Annotated in this window: 19 protein-coding genes; 14 read left to right on the top strand and 5 right to left on the bottom strand. The window is 62.3% G+C overall.

The window, feature by feature from the left end:
• Positions 1-288: 288 nt before the first annotated feature.
• Together argF and ACIP02_RS07800 are read left to right on the top strand one after the other, a co-directional pair.
• Positions 289-1,209 (top strand): ornithine carbamoyltransferase, encoded by a 921-nt coding sequence (argF, locus tag ACIP02_RS07805; protein ID WP_400614880.1) that lies wholly within the window; start codon positions 289-291, stop codon positions 1,207-1,209.
• The gene (locus ACIP02_RS07800) at positions 1,206-2,315 is read left to right on the top strand and encodes an ABC transporter ATP-binding protein (RefSeq protein WP_400614878.1); all 1,110 of its coding nucleotides are present in this window, start codon (positions 1,206-1,208) and stop codon (positions 2,313-2,315) included. Before argF ends, ACIP02_RS07800 begins: the two co-directional genes overlap by 4 nt.
• A gap of 36 nt (positions 2,316-2,351) precedes the next feature.
• Here ACIP02_RS07800 and ybaK read toward each other — a convergent pair whose 3' ends face one another.
• Positions 2,352-2,822, bottom strand: a complete 471-nt coding sequence (ybaK, locus tag ACIP02_RS07795; RefSeq protein WP_400614876.1) for a Cys-tRNA(Pro) deacylase — start codon at positions 2,820-2,822, stop codon at positions 2,352-2,354.
• Positions 2,823-3,126: 304 nt separating this feature from the next.
• Here ybaK and ACIP02_RS07790 point away from each other — a divergent pair, with 304 nt between their 5' ends.
• From ACIP02_RS07790 to glpD, 4 genes are all read left to right on the top strand, one after another.
• Positions 3,127-3,978, top strand: a complete 852-nt coding sequence (locus ACIP02_RS07790) for an MIP/aquaporin family protein (RefSeq protein ID WP_400614874.1) — start codon at positions 3,127-3,129, stop codon at positions 3,976-3,978.
• Between the two features lie 51 nt (positions 3,979-4,029).
• Positions 4,030-5,529: a glycerol kinase GlpK gene (gene glpK, locus ACIP02_RS07785; protein WP_400614872.1), complete on the top strand. Its 1,500-nt coding sequence runs from the start codon at positions 4,030-4,032 to the stop codon at positions 5,527-5,529.
• A 230-nt stretch (positions 5,530-5,759) separates the two neighbouring features.
• Positions 5,760-6,515 (top strand): DNA-binding transcriptional repressor GlpR, encoded by a 756-nt coding sequence (gene glpR / locus ACIP02_RS07780; protein WP_400614870.1) that lies wholly within the window; start codon positions 5,760-5,762, stop codon positions 6,513-6,515.
• Positions 6,516-6,999: 484 nt separating this feature from the next.
• Positions 7,000-8,538 carry a glycerol-3-phosphate dehydrogenase gene (glpD, locus tag ACIP02_RS07775; protein ID WP_400614867.1) on the top strand — a complete coding sequence of 513 codons (1,539 nt, stop codon included), beginning with the start codon at positions 7,000-7,002 and terminating at the stop codon, positions 8,536-8,538.
• A gap of 23 nt (positions 8,539-8,561) precedes the next feature.
• Here glpD and ACIP02_RS07770 read toward each other — a convergent pair whose 3' ends face one another.
• A complete protein-coding gene (locus ACIP02_RS07770; protein WP_400614865.1) occupies positions 8,562-12,713 on the bottom strand; it encodes an NEL-type E3 ubiquitin ligase domain-containing protein in 4,152 nt (1,383 codons plus the stop codon).
• A gap of 325 nt (positions 12,714-13,038) precedes the next feature.
• On the opposite strand from ACIP02_RS07770, the gene ACIP02_RS07765 reads away from it, so the two are divergent.
• From ACIP02_RS07765 to ACIP02_RS07735, 7 genes are all read left to right on the top strand, one after another.
• Entirely contained in the window at positions 13,039-13,956 is a 918-nt protein-coding gene (locus tag ACIP02_RS07765; RefSeq protein WP_400614862.1) for a glutamate/aspartate ABC transporter substrate-binding protein, read from the top strand.
• A gap of 142 nt (positions 13,957-14,098) precedes the next feature.
• Positions 14,099-14,845 (top strand): amino acid ABC transporter permease, encoded by a 747-nt coding sequence (locus ACIP02_RS07760; protein WP_400614859.1) that lies wholly within the window; start codon positions 14,099-14,101, stop codon positions 14,843-14,845.
• On the top strand, positions 14,846-15,517 hold the full coding sequence (locus tag ACIP02_RS07755) for an amino acid ABC transporter permease (RefSeq protein ID WP_400614857.1): 672 nt from the start codon (positions 14,846-14,848) through the stop codon (positions 15,515-15,517).
• A complete protein-coding gene (locus tag ACIP02_RS07750; RefSeq protein ID WP_060512719.1) occupies positions 15,514-16,248 on the top strand; it encodes an amino acid ABC transporter ATP-binding protein in 735 nt (244 codons plus the stop codon). The genes ACIP02_RS07755 and ACIP02_RS07750 overlap by 4 nt, the downstream gene beginning before the upstream one ends.
• A gap of 73 nt (positions 16,249-16,321) precedes the next feature.
• Positions 16,322-18,226: an ATP-binding protein gene (locus ACIP02_RS07745; protein ID WP_400614855.1), complete on the top strand. Its 1,905-nt coding sequence runs from the start codon at positions 16,322-16,324 to the stop codon at positions 18,224-18,226.
• Positions 18,223-19,551, top strand: coding sequence for a sigma-54-dependent transcriptional regulator (locus tag ACIP02_RS07740; protein ID WP_400614852.1), 1,329 nt, complete (start codon positions 18,223-18,225; stop codon positions 19,549-19,551). The genes ACIP02_RS07745 and ACIP02_RS07740 overlap by 4 nt, the downstream gene beginning before the upstream one ends.
• Positions 19,552-19,576: 25 nt before the next feature.
• Positions 19,577-19,912: a GlpM family protein gene (locus ACIP02_RS07735; protein WP_400614850.1), complete on the top strand. Its 336-nt coding sequence runs from the start codon at positions 19,577-19,579 to the stop codon at positions 19,910-19,912.
• Between the two features lie 55 nt (positions 19,913-19,967).
• On the opposite strand, the gene ACIP02_RS07730 is transcribed toward ACIP02_RS07735, so the two are convergent.
• Both ACIP02_RS07730 and ACIP02_RS07725 read right to left on the bottom strand, forming a co-directional pair.
• Positions 19,968-20,963: an alpha/beta fold hydrolase gene (locus tag ACIP02_RS07730; RefSeq protein WP_400614847.1), complete on the bottom strand. Its 996-nt coding sequence runs from the start codon at positions 20,961-20,963 to the stop codon at positions 19,968-19,970.
• Positions 20,905-21,105 carry a hypothetical protein gene (locus ACIP02_RS07725; RefSeq protein WP_400615066.1) on the bottom strand — a complete coding sequence of 67 codons (201 nt, stop codon included), beginning with the start codon at positions 21,103-21,105 and terminating at the stop codon, positions 20,905-20,907. Before ACIP02_RS07725 ends, ACIP02_RS07730 begins: the two co-directional genes overlap by 59 nt.
• A gap of 54 nt (positions 21,106-21,159) precedes the next feature.
• Between ACIP02_RS07725 and metR the strand changes: the two genes are divergently transcribed.
• Positions 21,160-22,077, top strand: coding sequence for a transcriptional regulator MetR (gene metR, locus ACIP02_RS07720; protein WP_003258025.1), 918 nt, complete (start codon positions 21,160-21,162; stop codon positions 22,075-22,077).
• Here the strand turns inward: metR and ACIP02_RS07715 are convergent.
• Positions 22,061-22,474 carry an NUDIX domain-containing protein gene (locus ACIP02_RS07715; RefSeq protein WP_400614844.1) on the bottom strand — a complete coding sequence of 138 codons (414 nt, stop codon included), beginning with the start codon at positions 22,472-22,474 and terminating at the stop codon, positions 22,061-22,063. The two genes, metR and ACIP02_RS07715, sit on opposite strands and share 17 nt — an antisense overlap.
• Positions 22,475-22,503: the final 29 nt, after the last annotated feature.

Below are 22,503 nucleotides of genomic sequence, written 5' to 3'. Positions count from 1 at the left end.
ACATCAGGCGCACGATTTGCGACGGCCATTTGCCAAATTGCCAGCAAGCCGTGTACAACCCTGTGTAGCAAATAAAAAACAGCACGGGCCGACGGGTAAAGACACCCTTTGCAACACCCTTTGCGATCAGGCCGCTGTTTCCCCCCTTGGCTTCAGGCGACATTTACTTATAGTATTGCGCCTTTCCCTATTTCGTCCGCCCCGTGCGGCTTACGCCGCAGGTCACTCCCGTTGTCAAAAAAAACCATACGGTCGACCTGCATACCGTTGCAGATAAGGTAGTCAATCATGAGCGCTAGGCACTTTCTCTCCCTGCTGGACTTCACCACCGACGAATTGCTCGGGGTGATCCGCCGCGGCATCGAGCTAAAGGACCTGCGCAAACGAGGCGTGCTGTTCGAACCACTGAAGAACCGCGTGCTGGGCATGATCTTCGAAAAGTCCTCGACCCGTACCCGCGTGTCGTTCGAGGCCGGCATGATTCAGCTCGGTGGCCAGGCCATCTTCCTGTCGCCGCGCGACACCCAGCTGGGCCGTGGCGAGCCGATCGGCGACAGCGCCATCGTGCTGTCGAGCATGCTCGACGTGGTGATGATCCGTACTCACGCCCACAGCACCCTGACCGAGTTCGCCGCCAAATCACGCGTGCCGGTGATCAACGGCCTGTCCGACGAGTCACACCCGTGTCAGCTGCTGGCCGACATGCAGACCTTCCTTGAGCACCGCGGCTCGATCCAGGGCAAGACGGTGACCTGGATCGGCGATGGTTTCAACATGTGCAACTCCTATATCGAGGCCGCCAGGCAGTTCGACTTCCAGCTGCGCATTGCTTGCCCTGAAGGCTACGAGCCGGATCTGCGTTTCATGGCGCTGGGCGGTGACCGCGTGCAGATCATCCGCGACGCCAGGGAAGCAGTGCGTGATGCACACCTTGTGGTCACCGATGTCTGGACTTCCATGGGCCAAGAGGAGGAAACTGCACGGCGCCTGGCGCACTTCGCGCCTTACCAGGTCACCCGCGAACTGCTCGACCTGGCGGCACCCGATGTCCTCTTCATGCACTGCCTGCCCGCCCACCGTGGTGAGGAAATCAGCCAGGACCTGCTCGACGACCCACGTTCGGTCGCCTGGGACGAGGCTGAAAACCGCCTGCATGCACAGAAGGCGCTTCTCGAATTCCTTGTAGAACCGGCTTACCACCACGCATGAGTCAACCCCTACTGCTTAACCTGCGCAACCTCGCCTGCGGCTACGGCGACCAGCGCATCGTCCAGAACCTCAACCTGCACCTGAATGCAGGCGACATTGGTTGCCTGCTGGGTTCATCCGGCTGCGGCAAGACCACCACCCTGCGCGCCATCGCCGGTTTCGAGCCGGTACACGACGGTGAAATCCAGCTGGCGGGCGAGGTCATTTCCCGCGCCGGCTTCACCTTGGCCCCGGAGAAGCGTCGCATCGGTATGGTGTTCCAGGACTATGCGCTGTTCCCGCACCTGACCGTGGCGCAGAACATTGCCTTCGGCATTGCCAAGCACCCACGCCAGGCCGCTGTCATCGAAGAGATGCTCGAGCTGGTCAAGCTGGGCGGCCTGGGCGGGCGTTATCCGCATGAACTGTCCGGCGGCCAGCAGCAACGGGTCGCCCTGGCCCGTGCACTGGCGCCCGAGCCACAGCTGCTGCTGCTCGACGAGCCGTTCTCCAACCTCGATGTGGAGCTGCGTCGTCGCTTGAGCCATGAGGTGCGCGATATCCTCAAAAGCCGTGGCACCAGCGCCATCCTGGTCACCCATGACCAGGAAGAAGCCTTTGCCGTCAGCGACCAGGTCGGGGTGTTCAAGGAAGGCCGCCTGGAGCAGTGGGACACGCCGTACAACCTGTACCATGAGCCGCAGACACCGTTCGTGGCCAGCTTCATTGGCCAGGGTTACTTCATCCGCGGCCAGATGAGCAGCCACGAGGCGGTCAATACCGAACTGGGTGAACTGCGCGGTAACCGTGCGTACATCATGGCGCCGGGTAGCTCGGTGGACGTGCTGCTACGCCCGGACGACATCGTGCATGCAGCGGACAGCCCGCTACGGGCGAGCGTTGTAGGCAAGAGTTTTCTTGGCGCTTCGACCCTGTACCGCCTGCAACTGCCGACCGGCAGCCAGCTGGAAGCGATCTTCCCGAGCCATAACGACCATGAGGTGGGCGCGGATGTAGGGATCGCGGTGAAGGCAGACCACCTGGTGCTGTTCCCGGTGCCGGGCAGTGTGGCGGCGCAGTTGACGCGGCAGGAGAATGGCGTACGTCGGTACAGTTCTGCGACCTGATTCTGAATATTGGGGCCGCTTTGCAGCCCCAAATTCTCAGCCTCTGCCAATGCCAGCAAACTTGCCCTGGGTATGTTCGGCCAGCACCGCCGCCGCCAATTCAACCTCCAGCCCTCGCCGCCCGGCGCTGACATGGATGGTTGCAAAATTTTGCGCCGATTCATCGATGAAGGTGCGCAGGCGTTTCTTCTGCCCCAGCGGGCTGATCCCACCCACCAGATAACCCGTAGCGCGCTGCGCCGCCGCCGGGTCGGCCATCTCGCATTTCTTCACGGCGGCCGCATGTGCCAAGGCCTTGAGGTCCAACGTGCCCACCACCGGCACCACCGCCACCAGCAGCTCGCCCTTTTCGCTGCTCGCCAGCAAGGTCTTGAACACCTGCTGCGGGTCAAGCCCAAGCTTCTCCGCCGCCTCCAGGCCATACGACGCCGATTTGGGGTCATGCTCATAACTGTGCACGCGGTGCTCCGCGCGATGCTTCTTCAACAGGTCTAGGGCGGGGGTCATGCATGGGCTCCGGTCTGGGACGGCTCGGCGGCTACTTTAGGACAATTCCCACATCGCAGCCAGCGCACCGCAATCGCGCACCTCTAACATGGGCATCCGCGGCTACTTTTAGCGACCATTTCGTGACTGGTCGTTCACTTTCGACCTTTGACATCAGCGTTTCTTGTCTATATTTTTTCGTTTCTGAAGAAAGGGTGCCCTTTTAAGGTGCGCTTCCAACATCTGCCTGGGGTCAATGGGGATCGACACTGGGCTTTGCTGTCGAGCGCCACGCGCCTCACAACAAAAAAAAACGAGGTCATACATGACGACTGCTCTACGCCAACCCACGCTGTCCAGCCAATGCCTGGCCGAGTTCCTCGGCACCGCCCTGCTCATCTTCTTCGGCACCGGCTGCGTCGCCGCGCTCAAGGTGGCGGGCGCAAGCTTCGGCCTATGGGAAATCAGTATCATCTGGGGCGTGGGCGTGAGCATGGCGATCTACCTCACCGCTGGTATTTCCGGCGCACACCTGAACCCAGCGGTGAGCATCGCCCTCACCCTGTTCGCCGGTTTCGACAAGCGCAAGCTGCCTTTCTACATGCTGGCCCAGGTGTGCGGCGCATTCTGTGGCGCGGCGCTGGTCTACACGCTATACAGCAACCTGTTCTTCGATTTCGAACAGGCCCACGCCATGCTGCGCGGAAGCGAAGCCAGCCTGGAGCTAGCCTCGGTGTTCTCCACCTACCCGCATCCATCGCTGTCCACCGGCCAGGCGTTCCTGGTCGAAGTGGTGATCACCGCGATCCTGATGGCGGTGATCATGGCCCTGACCGACGACAACAACGGCCTGCCACGCGGCGCCATGGCACCGCTGCTGATCGGCCTGCTGATCGCCGTGATCGGCAGTGCCATGGGCCCGCTGACCGGCTTTGCGATGAACCCGGCGCGCGATTTCGGGCCGAAACTCATGACCTTCCTGGCCGGTTGGGGCGAAATCGCCTTCACTGGCGGACGGGACATTCCTTATTTCCTGGTTCCGGTGTTCGCACCGATCCTTGGCGCCTGCGTGGGTGCCGCGACCTATCGCGGCCTGATTGCCCGCAACCTGCCAACGGCGTCTGCCGCGAACCCTGAGACAAATGACAATCGCCAGGGCGATACTCAAGCCAATTGATGCCGGCATCACGCCCAGCCCTGACCCCCTATTCTTGCAAGGCCTACGACCATGACAGACACCCAGGATAAGAACTACATCATCGCCCTGGACCAGGGCACCACCAGTTCGCGAGCGATCATCTTTGATCGTGACGCCAATGTAGTGGGCACCTCCCAGCGCGAGTTCGCCCAGCACTACCCGCAGGCGGGCTGGGTTGAACACGACCCGATGGAGATCTTTGCCACGCAGAGCGCGACCATGGTCGAAGCCTTGGCCCAGGCGGGTATCAGCCACGCGCAGGTCGCTGCGCTGGGTATTACCAACCAGCGTGAAACCACTGTGGTGTGGGACAAGGAAACCGGGCGCCCGGTGTACAACGCCATTGTCTGGCAGTGCCGCCGTAGCACCGAAATCTGTGCCCAGCTCAAGCGCGAAGGCCATGAAGATTACATTCGCGAAACCACAGGCCTGGTTACCGACCCGTACTTCTCCGGGACCAAGCTGAAGTGGATCCTCGACAACGTCGAAGGCGCCCGTGAGCGCGCCGAGCGTGGCGAACTGCTGTTCGGCACCATCGACACCTGGCTGATCTGGAAATTCTCCGGTGGCAAGGTACACGTCACCGACTACACCAACGCCTCGCGCACGCTGATGTTCAACATCCACAGCCTGCAGTGGGACGACAAGCTGCTGGAAATCCTCGGCATCCCGCGGCAAATGCTGCCGGCGGTGCGCCCGTCCTCGGAAGTGTACGGACACACCAAGAGCGGCATCGCCATCGCCGGTATCGCCGGTGACCAGCAATCGGCCCTGTTCGGGCAGATGTGCGTGGAGCCTGGCCAGGCCAAGAATACCTATGGCACCGGCTGCTTCCTGCTGATGAACACGGGCGACCAGGCGGTGAAGTCGTCCCACGGCCTACTTACCACCATCGCCTGCGGCCCCCGCGGCGAAGTGGCCTATGCCTTGGAGGGTGCTGTGTTCAACGGTGGTTCCACTGTGCAGTGGCTGCGTGACGAGCTGAAGATCGTCAACGACGCCTTGGACACCGAGTACTTTGCCAGCAAGGTCAAGGACAGCAACGGTGTTTACCTGGTGCCAGCCTTTACCGGCCTGGGTGCGCCGTACTGGGACCCATATGCCCGTGGCGCGCTGTTCGGGCTGACCCGAGGCGTGAAGGTGGACCACATCATCCGCGCCGCACTGGAGTCGATTGCCTACCAGACGCGCGACGTACTCGATGCCATGCAGCAGGACTGCGGCCAGCGCCTTTCTGAACTGCGCGTGGATGGTGGTGCGGTAGCCAACAACTTCCTCATGCAGTTCCAGGCCGACATCCTCGGCACCTGCGTAGAGCGGCCGAAGATGCGCGAAACCACGGCGCTGGGTGCCGCCTACCTGGCGGGCCTGGCCTGTGGTTTCTGGAGTGGCCTGGAAGAACTGCGTGACAAGGCGATCATCGAGCGTGAGTTCAGCCCGCAGCTGGATGAGTCACAGAAAGAAAAGCTGTACGCCGGTTGGAAGAAGGCGGTCGACCGCACCCGTGACTGGGAAGATCACGAAGCTTGATGCCTTGCGATCGTTTGTAGGAGCGGCCTTGTGTCGCGATCGGGCTGCAAAGCAGCCCCAGCAATACTCGCCTTGACGTGAAAAACCTGGGGCCGCTTTGCGGCCCGATCGCGACACAAGGCCGCTCCTACAGGGACCGTGTAAGGCAATGGCATCGCTCGTCTACTGGCCGTAGTCCCCTTCCTACGGCATCATTGCAGAATTTGTCCGGCAGCCCAAAAGGACCGCCTATGAATCTGCCCCCACGCCAACAACAAATCCTCGAACTGGTGCGCGAGCGCGGTTACGTCAGTATCGAAGAAATGGCGCAGCTGTTCGTTGTGACGCCACAAACCATTCGCCGTGACATCAACCAGCTGGCCGAGCTCAACCTGCTGCGTCGCTACCACGGTGGTGCCGCGTACGACTCGAGTGTCGAGAACACCGCCTACGCCATGCGCGCCGACCAGATGCGTGACGAAAAGCAACGCATCGCCGAAGCCGTGGCCCGGCAGATTCCCGATCACGCGTCTGTGTTCATCAATATCGGCACGACCACCGAATCCATCGCCCGGGCACTGCTGAACCACAACCACCTGAAAGTCATCACCAACAACCTGCACGTGGCCGCGATTCTTGCTGCCAAAGATGATTTCGAAGTGCTGGTGGCCGGCGGCACGGTGCGCCGTGATGGCGGCGTGGTGGGCCAGGCGAGCGTCGATTTCATCAACCAGTTCAAGGTCGATTTTGCCCTGGTCGGTATCAGTGGCATTGACGAAGACGGCAGCCTGCTCGACTTCGATTACCAGGAAGTGCGCGTGTCCCAGGCGATCATCACCAACGCCCGACAAGTGATCCTCGCCGCTGACTCCAGCAAATTTGGGCGCAACGCCATGGTGCGCCTGGGCTCGATCAGCCTGGTCGATTGCCTGGTGACCGACCTGGCGCCGACGCCTGCGCTTACCCAGTTGTTGAACCAGTACAAGATTCGGCTTGAGGTGGTGTGACTATTGGGGCGCAGGATGCATGCCTTGAGCCTTTTGGCGCCTTGAGATCGAGCGCCGCCCGCGCGGCGCTTCGCGGGGCAAGCCCGCTCCCACATCTGTTTCGGGCCAATGACTCCTGTGCCAGGTGGGTTGCGGCCTTGGTGCATGCCTCGAGATTGATTATGAGCAACTGCGCTCCCTTCGTTCGAATGGAACAAACAAGGCGGACAGCGGTGAGCCCACAGAAGTGACTGGTCCGAAACAATCTGTGGGAGCGGGCTTGCCCCGCGAAGCGCCGCGCGGGCGGCGCTCGATCTGACAGGCGACACATCTTTCAAACCGATCACCCCGACCACCCAAAATTTTCGGAAATGTTCATTTATTGTCATCTAATCAGTTTTTTCTATAAAGACTGACTGGCTACTCGCTTTCTGTTGCGCTAGTATTTTCGGAAACGAACATCAATGTTCATATTCGATGTGAACAGCCCCAGGAGGCCTTGCCCGTGTCCCAGCCCGTTTCGTCCCAGCCCGCACTCGCCGACTGCTATGACCTCGCCGTGATCGGCGGAGGCATCAATGGCGTGGGCATCGCTGCCGACGCCGCCGGGCGCGGCCTTAAAGTGTTCCTGTGTGAGAAGGACGACCTGGCGCAGCACACCTCGTCGGCCAGCAGCAAGCTGATACACGGTGGCCTGCGCTACCTGGAGCACTACGAGTTCCGTCTGGTTCGCGAAGCGCTGGCCGAGCGGGAAGTGCTGCTGGCCAAGGCGCCGCACATCGTCAAACCTATGCGTTTCGTGCTACCGCACCGCCCGCATCTGCGTCCGGCCTGGATGATCCGCGCGGGGCTGTTCCTGTATGACCACCTGGGCAAGCGCAAGCGCCTGGGCGCCTCGCGCAGCCTGAGCTTCGGCCCGGCCTACCCGCTCAAACCTGCGATCACCCGCGGTTTCGAATACGCCGACTGCGCTGTGGATGACGCCCGCCTTGTGGTGCTCAATGCCATGGCCGCCCGCGAAAATGGTGCGCACATCCATACCCGCACCCGTTGCCTGCGCGCCGAACGCGTGGACGGCCTGTGGCAGGTTGAGCTACAGCATGCCGATGGCAGCCTGCAGAGCATTCGCGCCCGTGCTCTGGTCAACGCCGCCGGCCCTTGGGTCGCCAGCTTCATCAAGGACGACCTTAAACTCGATGCGCCTTATGGCATCCGCCTGATCCAGGGCAGCCACCTCATCGTGCCGCGCCTGTACGAAGGCGAACAGGCCTACATCCTGCAAAATGAAGACCAGCGCATCGTATTCTGCATCCCGTATCTGGAACGCTTTACCCTGATCGGCACAACCGACCGCGAATACAGCGGCGACCCGGCGAAGGTAGCCATTACCGAGCAGGAAACCGACTATCTGCTTAAGGTGGTCAATGAGCACTTCAACCATCAGCTCGGCCGCAACGACATCGTGCATACCTACTCTGGCGTGCGGCCGCTGTGCAACGACGAATCGGACAACCCGTCCGCCGTCACCCGTGACTACACCCTGGCGCTTTCCGCCGGCGAAGGCCAGGCACCGTTGCTCTCGGTGTTTGGCGGCAAGTTGACGACCTACCGCAAGCTTGCCGAATCGGCCATGGCCGAGCTCAAGGCGCATTTCCCTCACATGGGTAGCAGCTGGACGGCCACTGCTCCACTGCCGGGCGGTGAAGACATGCGCTCGCCCCAAGCATTGGTGGACGCGCTGCTGGCCCGTTACGGCTGGTTGCCAGTGGACATCGCCAAGCGCTGGTCGCTGACTTACGGCAACCGCGTATGGGGGCTGCTGAAGGGCGTGGAAGGGCCGGAAGACTTGGGTCAGCCGATCGGCGCAGGCTTGTTCAGCGGTGAGGTCGATTATCTGTGCCGCGAGGAGTGGGCGTGCAACGCCGACGATATCCTGTGGCGTCGCACCAAGCTGGGGCTATTCACCAGCGCCGCTGAACAGCAGGTGCTCAGGCAGTACCTGCAACAGCGTGAACGGCAGCAGCGGGATATCGAGGCCGCTTGACGTTGAGCACTGCGCCCGCTGCGTCATACCAGTCGCTCTGGGTTGGCATATTGCGAACGCGCCCAGATCTCTGCCGTCAGCGTGCGGATCAAGTTTGATTCTTCGGACGCATGCTGGCGCATCAGCTCTGATGCACGCTGGACGTAGTCGTTTTCCTGGCTGAGCCTGGCGTGCGCCTCCAGGGCCTCCATGCGCTCATGAAAAGGAGCCGCCACGGCCTCGAAGCGCTCCGGGTAGGTCTGGCGCAGGTAGGTTTGCCAGAAATGGCGCTCCGCCAGGCTGGCCAGCATCGCTACCGGCGTACTGGCCTGCAGCACTTCGATTTCGGCACGTGACAGGTCTGCCCTGCTGACATTGGCGAACGAGGCAAAATGCATGTCATCGGGCGGCACCGGCAAATCAAGCACGGCGCTCAGGCGCGACCTGTAGTAGAGACGGACTTCGATTTCGTCCACCCTGCGCAAACCTTCCTGGAGCAGCCGCTGGGTATGGCGGTTGGCGACATCGTCCAGCAGGTCGAGCCGGTGTAATTGGCGGCCCAGGCGAAGCAGGCGCGCTTCTCGTGCTGCCAGTGGGAGGCCATCAATACCTTGGTAGGCGAGGATACCCACCTCCATCTGGTTGAGCAGCAAGAGCAGGCGATCTTCACAACTGCGCGGCGCGTCGGCCTCGCGGAACAGGTGCTCACGCAACTCCTCGTTGTTCTCGCAGGCATCGAGCACGCGCCATATCCGCCCACGATAGTGCTTGGGGTCGGTCAGAAAGTCTTCCGTTGCGGTGAAGTCGGCAAGAAACCTGAACAACCCAGCCGAACCGGACTCCTGCAGCAGGGTGTCCCAGGTGGCCTCGCGTTGCGCTCGCAGCAGGTCATTGCTGGTAGCTGCCCACAGCGAGCGGGTCTCCTCGTTGAGCAGCCGATGCTGGTAGGACACGCTGCCTCTCGTACCCGCGTCGGTAACACCACGCGCGTCGTCATAGTAGTGCGCCGACTCTTCAGTCAACGGGTTGTCGTGCAGGTTCAGCCGCTGCAACCGCAGTTGCAAACCCCGCATTTCACGCCTCAACTCGGTAATGGTGTTGTCCCGCAGGTCGATATGCGCCTGCCATGCGAAGTGCTGGTGCAGCCGGCTGACGTCGGTTTGGCCTGTGGAGCGCAAACGCACGTCCCGGATATGTGGCAGGGCCGACAGGTCCGGCAACCCATTGAGCGGGTTGTAGCTAAGGATGAGTGTATCGAGGCGGCCGAGCTGGGAAAGCCGAACACTGCCGGCTTCATCCATTTCAATGCGGTTGTTGCCGAGGTTCAACGCCCGCAGCTGGGTCAAGTGCTCTATACCTTCAGGTATGCGTTCGAAGCGGTTGCCACTGAGGTCTAGGTCGACGAGATTCGGGAACAAGGCTAGAAACTGCGCATCGATGTTTTCCAGACGCATGTTGCGCAAAGCCAGGCGCTGTATGTGAACGTAGTCGACACCCGGCGGCAAGGTCGGGAGGGCCCGCACCTGCTCACCGTCGATGGTGAGTTCGTATTGGTCGGCGCCATCCACCAACTTTCGTCGCCAGCTGCGCCGTAACGTGTCAGCCACCCGGCGACGGCGGATAGCGTCGGCTGGCGTGGCCCAGTCGCTCTGCCAGGCTCGCAGGGTTTCACGAAGCTGGGTCAGCTGGCGCTGCAGCATCATGTAGTGATTCCACAGATTGTCGCCACGCTGACGTACGGCGTCGATGTAGGCGTCGAGCTGTGTTTCGCTGAGGGTCGGAAATATTTGATGGATGCCGCGCCGTATTGCCCGCCGGCTACTTTCCCCGCCGCCACTCAGTGGATAGCCCAGTCGCCCGTCGGCAAAGCGCCTGGGCGGTCGCACCCCCGCACCGACGGCCGGCAGCCCGATCAGCGAAGCGGCCCGCTCACGTTCGGCTGCAGCGCTTTCCAGCAGCCAGTCACGCAGCTGTTGCAGGCGCATCCCGGGTGCAACCAACGCAGTTTTTTGTCGGTCATCCAGGCTCTGCAGCACCGCGTTGAGGAAGCTGAGCTTACCGGCACGCCTGGGCTGGCCCGCCTCGTCGACGACGGTATAGCCATCCGTGTGCCGAATGATCGTGGACAGCTGTTGCTCAGGCGCGCGCCTGCTTGCCCACAGTAACTGACCGTCGCGGCTACCCAGGCGCAACTGGATACGTTGCGAGGCGGGCCACGGCGCTTTGCCTTCGATAAGCCCAAGCACCAGTTGCTCGCTGTCGGCATTGACCATTTTGTGCAGGCGGATACCCAGGCATGCCCGATCAACCCGTGTATCGCGTACATACCAACGCGCGCGCTCTGCCATGGCCAGCGGTATTCGGCCTCCCTCCAACAGGGCTTGCTGAGACGCAGTGGCGTGATCGATGATTTCCTGCGCTCCTCGGGCGGACAACCCTTCGAACGCTTGCAACAACTGCTGCTGGCCCAGTGTTAACGCTGGCCGCTGATCAGTGAGTGCCGCTTCCAGGGCCATGCCGTAAAGCTCAGGTTGGCGTGCGTGCAGTTCGAGGCGCTCGGCCATGTCCAGTAGCCGGGCAGGTGCAGGCGCTCGCTCGAGGTGCAAACGGCGAAGATGATCGAGGCGCATGCCGGTGACCTGTAGAAGCTGTTCGGCTTGATCCAACCCAAGTTGCGCAAAGCTGTTGCCGTCCAGGCCTGCGAACAATATCAAAGCCCCCTCTTCGGCCGCCGGGTAGCGAGGATTGTGGCGCAGCCTCAGTCGGCTGCCAGGGACGTATGTGGGCTCCAGCGCCTCGATAAAAGGCGCCCGCTTCAGTGCGGCCACCGCGCCTACCGTCGCGCCGGCAAGCGCCAACGTTTGGGCGACGGCAAACAGATGGTCCAATGCGCCCTGCCTGTTGCCCAATTGCCAATCCTGATAACCCTCGTACACCTCATCGAGTAACTGTGCGGCGCTAACTACCAACATCACCTCTGCGAGAACCGGCACCACGAACGCAGCCAGGCCCAACAAATCCAGGCCGGCCGAGAGCATTTCCTGCAAGCGTCGGTGCCTGCTCAGGCGATCCTGCTCACCCGTGGGAACGGCCACATAGCGGGCATCGTCGTAAAGTTTACTGACCAGCAAGCTGCGCACATGCTTGAACACGTCGCCTTGCACGGCGAAGTGACGCCCGTCCAGTTCCACCGCAGTGCGATTACCGGGCGCAAGCTGAGCTGACAGGGCCAGCTCGAATTGGCTGCGATCCTCAGCCTTGACGAAGCGGTTGAAAAAGCTGCGAAACGAGGCCGATCGCAGCCGTATCGCCAGATCGCGGTACACCTCAGGCCAGGAGTCGTAGAAATACAGCTGCTTGTCCGGATCACCGGGGATCCAGATAACCACCTCATCTACCTCCGAGCGCCCCGCCGGTCGCCATTCCAGGGCGATGATCGAGACCATGCATTTGCCCAGCAGATACAGTTGGCGCGGCGTAAATGCGCCCGTGCTCGATGCCACAGGCAGGGGATCCAGCATGCTCAACAGCCGTTGCAGATCTCTCTCATCCAACTGACGCTTCAGCCTCGCCTCGTAGAGTGAGGTAGTCAGCTGGGCCCGCACACTGTCCTCGAAGCGCTGCTCGATAAGCTTGCGGTTGTGGTCCGCGGGCTGCCCCCGCCCTGCCCTGGGTTGCAGGACCGTGTTCAGATGTGCCTGGTACTTCGCACCGATATCCAGTGTGCGGCACAAACGGGCGAAGCTTTCAAAGGTCATCCCCAACCGTGTTCCATCCGGGGCGGCCAGGTGCGCTTTGCGCAGCAACCATGGCTGGGTTTCGTGCGCTTCGAAGTTGTGCAGAGCTGCCGCGAGCAGGCTTTGCCGGGTCGTGTGGGAAATGCTCGGCTTGTAGAGTTTTTCGGCTGCGGACGGTAGCTGAAACTCTTCGCTGATCATTACATAAGCTCGGGCCGGGTCCACTTCACCGAGGCCGGCGTCGCGAAGCGCCGACCGCAAAAGAGGCGTTGCGAACGCATCGATGGACACGATGCTTGCCAGTACATGCTGTACGTCTTCGGCAAGGCGCTGTTGCCATGCCAACGCCTGGTGATAACCCGCAAGGTGCGTTGGCTCTGCGGTCGCCAGCCATGCTGGAAGTTGCTGGGCGACCAATTCTTCGACGGACGCCGGGGTAAACCTCTGGTTTGGAGCCATGACTCGATCTCTGCGCTGAAAAGCACTGAGCAGATCACGCTGATCGCTTCCCAATGCGGTAGATATAGCTGGCCGATCAAGTCACTCATTCGGATTACCGAACGCGCACAAGGCATGCGTTCGGTAATCCGGAAAGGAATAAACCCGTCTTCAACGCAAAAATGTCCGCTTGCCATGAATTTGCTGGCGTTATGATCGATATCAGGGCTTGGCACGACTCATGCTCTACACTTGGAGCCGAATGCACTCGCTTCTTGCTGTATTCGTTGAACGAAGAGTCCGCCAACGGCTCCATAAAAAAAACAAACACGTCGAGGAAAATTTGATGCGTATCGTTCGTCAATTGCTGGGCGCCGCCATCGCGGCCGCTGTGATCGCTTCACCGGCCATGGCCGAAGAGCTGACCGGCACCCTGAAGAAGATCAAGGATTCGGGCACCATCACCCTGGGCCACCGCGACTCCTCCATCCCGTTTTCCTACCTGGCCGGCAAGCCCGAGCCCGTGGGTTACTCGCATGACATCCAGCTGGCTGTCGTAGATGCCCTGAAGAAGCAACTGGGTACCGACATCAAGGTCAAGTACAACCTGGTCACCTCCCAGACCCGCATCCCGCTGGTGCAGAACGGCACCGTCGACCTGGAATGCGGCTCTACCACCAACAACGTCGAGCGCCAGCAGCAAGTCGGTTTCACCGTGGGCATCTTTGAAGTCGGTACCCGTCTGCTGACCAAGGTCAAGGACGGTCAACCTGCGTACAAGGACTTCCCGGACCTGGCCGGCAAGAACGTCGTGACTACCGCCGGCACCACTTCCGAGCGCCTGCTCAAGGCGATGAACGCCGACAAGCAGATGAAGATGAACGTGATTTCCGCCAAGGACCACGGTGAAGCCTTCAACATGCTCGAAAGCGGCCGCGCCGTGGCCTTCATGATGGACGACGCCCTGCTCGCCGGCGAAATGGCCAAGGCGCGCAAACCGTCGGACTGGGTCATCACCGGTACCCCACAGTCGTACGAAATCTATGGCTGCATGGTGCGCAAGGATGACGCGGCCTTCAAGAAAGCGGTCGATGACGCCATCGTCGCCTACTACAAGTCGGGCGACGTGCAGAAGAGCTACGACAAGTGGTTCCAGCAGCCGATCCCGCCAAAGGGCCTGAACCTGCAGTTCAAGATGAGCGACGAGCTGAAGAAACTGATCGCCGAGCCGACCGACAAGGCAGCGGACGAGAAGAAGTCCTGACCCCCAGCCTGTGGCCCGCTGCGCTGCAAAGCGCGAATTAAACCTGCAGGCCACCCGTTAGTGTCTAACCTTTCATCCGAGGGCTTAACGCCCTCGGATGTTGGAAGGTGCCCGTGAAACAACCGTCTGAGGGGAAATCCCGATGAATTACAACTGGGACTGGGGCGTGTTCTTCAAGTCCACCGGCGTGGGCAGCGAAACCTATCTGGACTGGTACATCACCGGTCTGGGCTGGACCATCGCCATCGCCATTTCCGCCTGGATCATTGCCTTGCTGCTGGGCTCGATACTGGGTGTGATGCGTACCGTGCCGAACCGCCTGGTGTCGGGCATCGCCACCGCCTACGTGGAGCTGTTCCGCAATGTGCCGCTGCTGGTGCAGCTGTTCATTTGGTACTTCCTGGTACCGGACCTGCTGCCCGAAGGCCTGCAGGAATGGTTCAAGCAAGACCTCAACCCGACCACCTCGGCGCTGATCAGCGTGGTCATCTGCCTGGGCCTGTTCACCGCCGCCCGCGTCTGTGAGCAAGTGCGTACCGGCATCCAGGCGCTGCCGCGTGGCCAGGAAGCCGCCGCCCGTGCCATGGGCTTCAGCCTGCCGCAGATCTACACTAACGTGCTGCTGCCGCAAGCCTACCGGATCATCATTCCACCGCTCACGTCGGAATTCCTCAACGTGTTCAAGAACTCCTCGGTCGCCTCGCTGATCGGCCTGATGGAGCTGCTGGCGCAAACCAAGCAGACCGCCGAGTTCTCGGCCAACCTGTTCGAGGCCTTCACCCTGGCCACGCTGATCTACTTCACCCTGAACATGGGCCTGATGCTGCTGATGCGCATGATCGAGAAGAAAGTCGCCGTGCCAGGCCTGATTTCCGTGGGGGGCAAGTAAATGGAAATGGATTTCAGCGAAATCATCCCTGCGTTGCCCGCCTTGTGGGACGGCATGTTGCTGACCCTGCAACTGATGGTCATGGGTGTGGTTGGCGGTATTGCCCTGGGCACCCTCCTGGCCCTGATGCGCCTGTCGTCGAGCAAGCTGCTGTCGCGCGTGGCCGGTGCCTACGTCAACTACTTCCGCTCGATCCCGCTGCTGCTGGTGATCACCTGGTTCTACCTGGCGGTACCGTTCGTGCTGCGCTGGATCACCGGCGAGGACACCCCGGTGGGTGCCTTCACCTCGTGCGTGGTGGCGTTCATGATGTTCGAAGCCGCGTACTTCTGCGAAATCGTCCGCGCCGGTGTGCAGTCGATCTCCAAGGGCCAGATGGGCGCCGCCCAGGCCTTGGGCATGACCTACGGCCAGACCATGCGCCTGATCATCCTGCCCCAGGCTTTCCGCAAGATGACCCCGCTGCTGCTGCAGCAGAGCATCATCCTGTTCCAGGACACCTCGCTGGTGTACACCGTGGGCCTGGTGGACTTCCTCAACTCGGCACGCTCCAACGGCGACATTATCGGGCGCTCCCATGAGTTCCTGATCTTCGCCGGTGTCGTGTACTTCATCATCAGCTTCTCCGCTTCGTGGCTGGTCAAGCGCCTGCAAAAAAGGATCACCGTATGATTTCCATCAAGAACGTCAACAAGTGGTACGGCGACTTCCAGGTGCTCACAGACTGCACCACCGAAGTGAAAAAGGGTGAAGTGGTGGTGGTTTGCGGCCCGTCGGGTTCCGGCAAGTCCACCCTGATCAAGTGCGTCAACGCGCTGGAGCCGTTCCAGAAAGGCGACATCGTGGTCGATGGCACTTCGATCGCCGACCCGAAGACCAACCTGCCCAAGCTGCGCTCGCGGGTCGGCATGGTGTTTCAGCACTTCGAACTGTTCCCGCACCTGTCGATCACCGAAAACCTGACCATCGCCCAGCGCAAGGTGCTCGGCCGCAGTGAAGCGGAAGCGACCAAGAAAGGCCTGGCCTTGCTGGACCGCGTCGGCCTCAGCGCCCACGCCAAGAAGCACCCAGGCCAACTGTCTGGCGGCCAGCAGCAGCGCGTGGCCATTGCCCGCGCCCTGTCGATGGACCCGATCGTCATGCTGTTCGACGAACCGACCTCGGCCCTGGACCCGGAAATGGTCAACGAGGTTCTCGACGTGATGGTCGAACTGGCCCACGAAGGCATGACCATGATGTGCGTAACCCACGAAATGGGCTTCGCCCGCAAAGTGGCCAACCGCGTGATCTTCATGGACAAGGGCAACATCATCGAGGACTGCCAGAAGGAAGCCTTCTTCGGCGACCCGAGCGCCCGCCACGAGCGTACCCAGCACTTCCTCAGCAAGATCCTGCAGCATTGATTTTGCTTCACTGAACCGGTTGGTGCCGCTGCCCTTTCGGGCAGCTGGCGCTGGTCGTGACAAGGCCACTGTGATGAAATGCGACCCTTCGCTTCTTCTCCCTGCCAAGCCTGCCGTGAATTCCCGCCTGCTCCGCCAATTGCTGCTGCCGCCCCTGATCATCCTGCTGATGGTCGGCCTGGGGATGGCTGGCTATTTGATCAGCGAAAGCAATGGTATCCGCAGCCTCAGCGAAAACGGCGAACGCCAATTGGAGCTGCACGCGCGCACGGTCGAGAGCGAGATCAGCAAGTACACCTACCTGCCGAGCCTGCTGGAACTGGAAGACAGCGTTTCGCACCTGCTCACCGACCCGGATGGCGGTTCGCGCCAGGCAGTCAACGAATACCTCGAGGGCCTGAACCGGCGCAGCCGCAGCCGGGCGATCTTCGTGCTCGACACCAATGGCCGGGTGCAGGCCACCAGCAACTGGCGCGATGCTGACTCGTTCCTGGGTGAAGACCTGTCGTTCCGCGCCTACTTCCAGACTGCCGTACGCGGTGAGCCCGGGCGCTTCTACGGCATCGGCAGCACCACGGGTGAGGCCGGCTATTACCTGGCCCACGGCCTGGAGGAACACGGCAAGATCATTGGCGTGGCGGTGATCAAAGTGCGCCTGGATACCCTTGAAGAGCGCTGGCAGCGTGCCCGCCTGGAAGCGTTCGTCAGCGACGAGAACGGCATCATCATCCTTTCCAGCGACCCGGCCCGGCGCCTGAAGTCGGTGCGCCCGCTGACCCCGCAAATCAAGGAACGCCTGGCGCGCAGCCTGCAGTACTACTGGTGGCCGTTGAACGAGCTGCAGCCACTGGCCCGGGAAACCTTGGCCGATGGTGTGGAAAAACTGACCTTCCCGGCCAACAGCGAAACCGCCCAGGGCAAGCCCCACGAAGTGGCCTACCTGGCACAAACGCGGCGCCTGGCTGACACGCCCTGGCATTTCACCCTGCTGACGCCGCTGCAGGACCTGCGCCGCGAATCCATGGTGCAGGGCATCCTGGTAGGCGTGGCGTTCGCCTTGCTGGCGATTCTCGGCATTGCCTGGAACGAGCGGCGCAAGGTCATCGCCACCCGCCTGGCCGCCCGCGAAGCCCTGCAAGAAGCCAACAGCCAGCTGGAGCGGCGGATAGCCGAACGCACCGCCGACCTGCGCGCCAGCAACGAACGCCTGAAGGGCCAGATTCGCGAGCGCCGGCATGCCGAGCAAACCCTGCGCCACGCCCAGGATGAGCTGGTACAGGCCGGCAAGCTGGCGGCCATCGGGCAAATGTCCACCAGCATCGCCCACGAGCTGAACCAGCCCTTGGCCGCGTTGCGCACCTTGTCTGGCAACACCGTACGCTTCCTCGAACGCGGGGCACTGGAAACCGCCAGCACCAACCTGCGCACCATGAACGACCTGATCGACCGCATGGGCCGCATCACCGCCAGCCTGCGCTCGTTCGCCCGGCGTGGCGACGACAGCGGCCAGGCCTCGCTGGCCAAGGCGGTAGAAGCCACCTTGCAGGTACTGGCCAACCGCATCACTGCCTGCCGCCTGCAGTTGCATCACCAGTTCGAGGACCAGCAACTGGCCATCGACCAGACCCGCCTGGAGCAGATATTGGTCAACCTGATGGGTAACGCCCTCGACGCCATGGCCGCGCAACCCCTGCCACAACTGTGGCTGGAAGGCGAGTTGCAGGGCGACAAGTACCGTTTGCAGGTGCGCGACAATGGCCACGGCATTGACCCCGAGGCACGCAAGCACCTGTTCGAACCTTTCTTCACCACCAAACCGGGCGAGCACGGCCTGGGCTTGGGCCTGACCCTGTCGGCGAGCCTTGCAGCCGCCGCCAAGGGCAGCCTCAACGTCGAGCACCCCGCCACTGGCGGCACGGCCTTTGTCCTGGCCCTGCCGCCGGTTTCTCCCCCTAGCGAATCGGCAGACCACCCATGAACCAAGCGCCTCTTACTGTCCTGATCGTCGAAGACGACCCGCATGTGCTGCTCGGCTGCCAGCAGGCGCTAGCCCTGGAAGACATCGCCTGCGAAGGCGTGGGCAGTGCCGAACAGGCGCTGGAGCGCATCGGCGATGACTTCGCCGGCATCGTCGTCAGTGATATTCGCCTGCCGGGCATCGATGGCCTGGAACTGCTCAACCGCCTCAAGGCCCGTGACCGCAGCCTTCCGGTAGTGCTGATTACCGGCCATGGCGATATCGACATGGCCGTCGGCGCCATGCGTAACGGCGCCTACGACTTCATGGAAAAGCCGTTCTCGCCCGAACGCCTGGTCGATGTGGTGCGCCGTGCCCTGGAGCAGCGCGGGCTGTCCCGCGAGGTGGTGGCCCTGCGCCGCCAACTGGTCGAACAGAGCAGCCTGGAGGGGCGCATCATTGGCCGCTCGCCGGCCATGGAGCACCTGCGCGAATTGATCGCCAACGTTGCCGACACCTCGGCCAACGTGCTGATCGAAGGCGAAACCGGTACCGGCAAAGAGCTGGTCGCCCGTTGCCTGCACGACTTCAGCCGCCGCCAGGGCCAGCCGTTCGTGGCACTGAACTGTGGTGGCCTGCCGGAAAACCTGTTCGAAAGCGAGATTTTCGGCCACGAGGCCAACGCGTTCACTGGCGCGGGCAAGCGCCGCATCGGCAAGATCGAGCACGCCAACGGCGGCACGCTGTTCCTCGACGAAGTAGAGAGCATGCCGATCAACCTGCAGATCAAGCTGCTGCGCGTGCTGCAGGAACGCACGCTGGAGCGGCTGGGCTCGAACCAGAGCATCCCGGTGGATTGCCGGGTGATCGCCGCGACCAAGGCCGATCTCGATACCCTGGGCCAGAGTGGCCAGTTCCGCAGCGACCTGTATTACCGGCTGAACGTGGTAACCCTGGAGCTGCCGCCGCTGCGTGAGCGGCGTGAAGACATCCTGCAGCTGTTCGAACACTTTTTGCAGCAGTCGGCCCTGCGCTTCGACCGGGAAACGCCGACGCTGGACAGCCAGACCCTGTCCCGCCTCATGGCCCACGACTGGCCTGGTAACGTGCGTGAACTGCGCAACGTGGCCGAGCGCTATGCCCTCGGCCTGCCAGCCTTCAAGAAAGGCCCCAGCGGTGGCGCCAGCCAGGGCCTGGGCTTTGCCGAAGCGGTGGAAGCATTCGAGCGCAACCTGCTCAGCGATGCCCTGCAACGCACCGGCGGCAACCTGAGCCAGGCCAGCCAGGAGCTGGGCATGGCCAAGACCACGCTGTTCGACAAAGTGAAAAAGTACGGCCTTGGCTGATTTCAACCCAACCTGGAAAGACAACGTGGACTTGGTATTCAAAGCTGCCCTGGGCGCTGGCGTGGTGCTTTTGCTGGCAGTGCTGTCGAAAACGCGTAACTACTACATTGCCGGGCTGGTGCCGCTGTTTCCCACCTTCGCCCTGATTGCCCACTACATCGTCGGCAAGGGGCGCAGCATTGCCGACCTGAAGACCACCATTGCGTTCGGCATGTGGTCGATCATTCCGTACTTCGTGTACCTGGCGACCCTGTATGTGCTGGTCGACCGCCTGCGCCTGGAAGCATCGCTGGCGCTGGCCACGGTGGCCTGGCTGATGGCTGCGACCGTGCTGGTGACCTTGTGGGTGCGGATGCACTGACCGGCATCGGCCTGGCCGTCTTCGCGGGCATGCCCGCGAAGAAGATCACGCCGATTCAAAGCCCTGCGATATGCGTAACATCCTGCCGATGCACCTGCAGGTAGGGCAGCACGGCCCCCAGCAGTGGCGCCTTGAACGGTTCCTGAAAGCGGTGCGCCAACCCCGGGATCAGGCGCAGCTGGCTGCCCTGGATATGCGCGGCCAGGTGCACACCATGCATCACCGGCAGCAACGGGTCGGCCGTGCCGTGTACCACCAGGGTCGGCACCCGCAGCTGGTTGAGTAGCTCCACACGGCTCGGCTCAGCCAGAATCGCCATGATCTGGCGCTTGGCCCCGTCCGGGTTGAACGCCCGGTCATACGCCACCGCCGCCTGATGCAGCAACACCGCACGATCATCGCGCACGTCGGGGCTACCCAGTGCCGCCAGCAAATCGGCCTGCTGCTCGATCGCCACTTCACGGTTCGGCGCACTGCGCCGTGCCAGCAACTGCACCAGGGCCGGGTCCGGTGCCGGCAACCCCGCCGCCCCGGAACTGGACATGACCAGCGTCAGGCTACGCACCCGCTCGGGCGCCATGGCTGCCAGGTGCTGGGCGATCATGCCGCCCATGCTCACGCCCAGCACGTGAAACTGGTGCACGCCCAAGGCGTCCATCAGGCGCAAGCCGTCATCCGCCATGTCGGTCAGCGTATAAGGCGCCGACACCGGCAGCCCCAGCTTGTAGCGCAGCAACTCGACCGTGAGGTTGGCCGACGGCGGCATCTGGTTCCAGCGCGACAGGCCGACATCACGGTTGTCATAGCGGATCACCCGAAAGCCCTGTCGGCACAACGCTTCGACCACATCGTCGGGCCAATGAATCAGCTGCCCACCCAAGCCCATCACCAGCAGCAAAGCCGGGGCACGTGGCGCGCCGACGCTCTGGTACACCAGGCTGACCGCGCCCAGTTCGGCACGCTGCACCGGTACCTGGGCGTCACAACGCTGTTCAGCGAAACTCGCAGGTACGCTGAAAAACAAGAAAAGAAAAAGCGAAAAAGCCCGCATGAAAGAAACACCAGAATGCAGATTCCCAGTAGAGCGTGAGTCTGATGAATTCTGTTCGGGCGCGCTGCCACAGTTCGGTGACAATTTCGTGACTGCCGCCAGGCGGTGCGGCCGAACGTCCAGTCGACAGCACCGCCAACATGAGGGAAACTCAACTCATTCCCACACCCTTCAAATCTGAACCCCGGAGTCAGTAGTGCTGGAGATCCGTCACCTGAAAACCCTTCATGCCCTGCGCGAGGCTGACAGCCTGGTGGAGGCTGCCGAGCGCCTGCACCTGACTCAGTCGGCGCTCTCGCACCAGTTCAAGGAGCTGGAAGAGCGCCTGGGCTTGCCGCTGTTCGTGCGCAAGACCAAGCCGATCCGCTTCACCAGCGCGGGGCTGCGCCTGCTGCAACTGGCCGATGCCACCCTGCCGCTGCTGCGCGGTGCCGAGCGTGACATTGCGCGTCTGGCCGGCGGCACCGCCGGGCGCCTGCACATGGCGATCGAATGCCACAGCTGCTTCCAGTGGTTGATGCCGACCATCGACCAGTTCCGCGATGCCTGGCCGGAAGTGGAACTGGACCTGGCGTCCGGCTTTGCCTTCGCCCCGCTGCCGGCGCTGGCCCGCGGCGACCTCGATCTGGTAGTGACGTCCGACCCGCTGGACCTGGCCGGGATTACTTACGTGCCGCTGTTCACCTACGAAGCCATGCTGGCGGTCGCCAACCAGCATCCGTTGGCCAGCAAGCCCTATATCGTGCCGCAGGATCTGCTCGACCAGACGCTGATTACCTACCCGGTAGAACGCGACCGCCTGGACATCTTCACCCGTTTCCTGGAGCCCGCCGACATCGAACCGGCTGCCGTGCGCACCTCGGAGCTGACCGTGATGATGATGCAACTGGTGGCCAGCGGCCGTGGCGTGTGCGGCATGCCGCACTGGGCGCTGCACGAATATAGCTCGCGCGGCTATGTGAAAGGCAAGCGCCTGGGCGAGAAGGGCTTGTTTGCCACACTTTACGCGGCAGTACGCACCGATATGCTGGATGCACCGTACATGCGCGACTTTTTGCTGACTGCCAAGGACACCTCGTTCGCCACCCTAGACGGCGTCAGCGCGGTACGCTGACTGCCTGGCGGTATAGCGGCAAGATCAGGTCGCGGGTCAGCGGTGCCAGTTGCATGCCTGGCGCCTGGTCCGCGGCCAGCCACACGACCTCTTCGATCTCGGCAGCCGGGACTACTGCAGCGGCACTGTCGACGCGGAACAGCTCGGCTTGAACCACAAAGCCTGGTTCATTGGCAGCCGGGGCGCTGAACTGGCCCAGGTGCACGGCCTGGGCCGGGTGGATCTGCAGGCCGAGCTCCTCGTGCAGTTCGCGCACCAGTGCCTGCACTGGCGTTTCGCCGGCGTCGATCTTGCCGCCTGGCTGCATGAAGGCCTCGGTGCCGCGCTTGCGCACCAACAGGGTGCGGCCCTGCGGGTCGATCAGCAGGGCGGCGGCGATGCGGATGGTATTGGGCATGGGCTGGGCTCGCTGGAAAATTTGGCCGG

It is taken from the genome of Pseudomonas sp. NPDC089408 (assembly GCF_044749445.1).
Lineage (GTDB): Bacteria > Pseudomonadota > Gammaproteobacteria > Pseudomonadales > Pseudomonadaceae > Aquipseudomonas.
The sequence above is the reverse complement of the archived record's forward strand: the minus strand, read 5'-3'. Positions and strand labels throughout refer to the sequence as shown.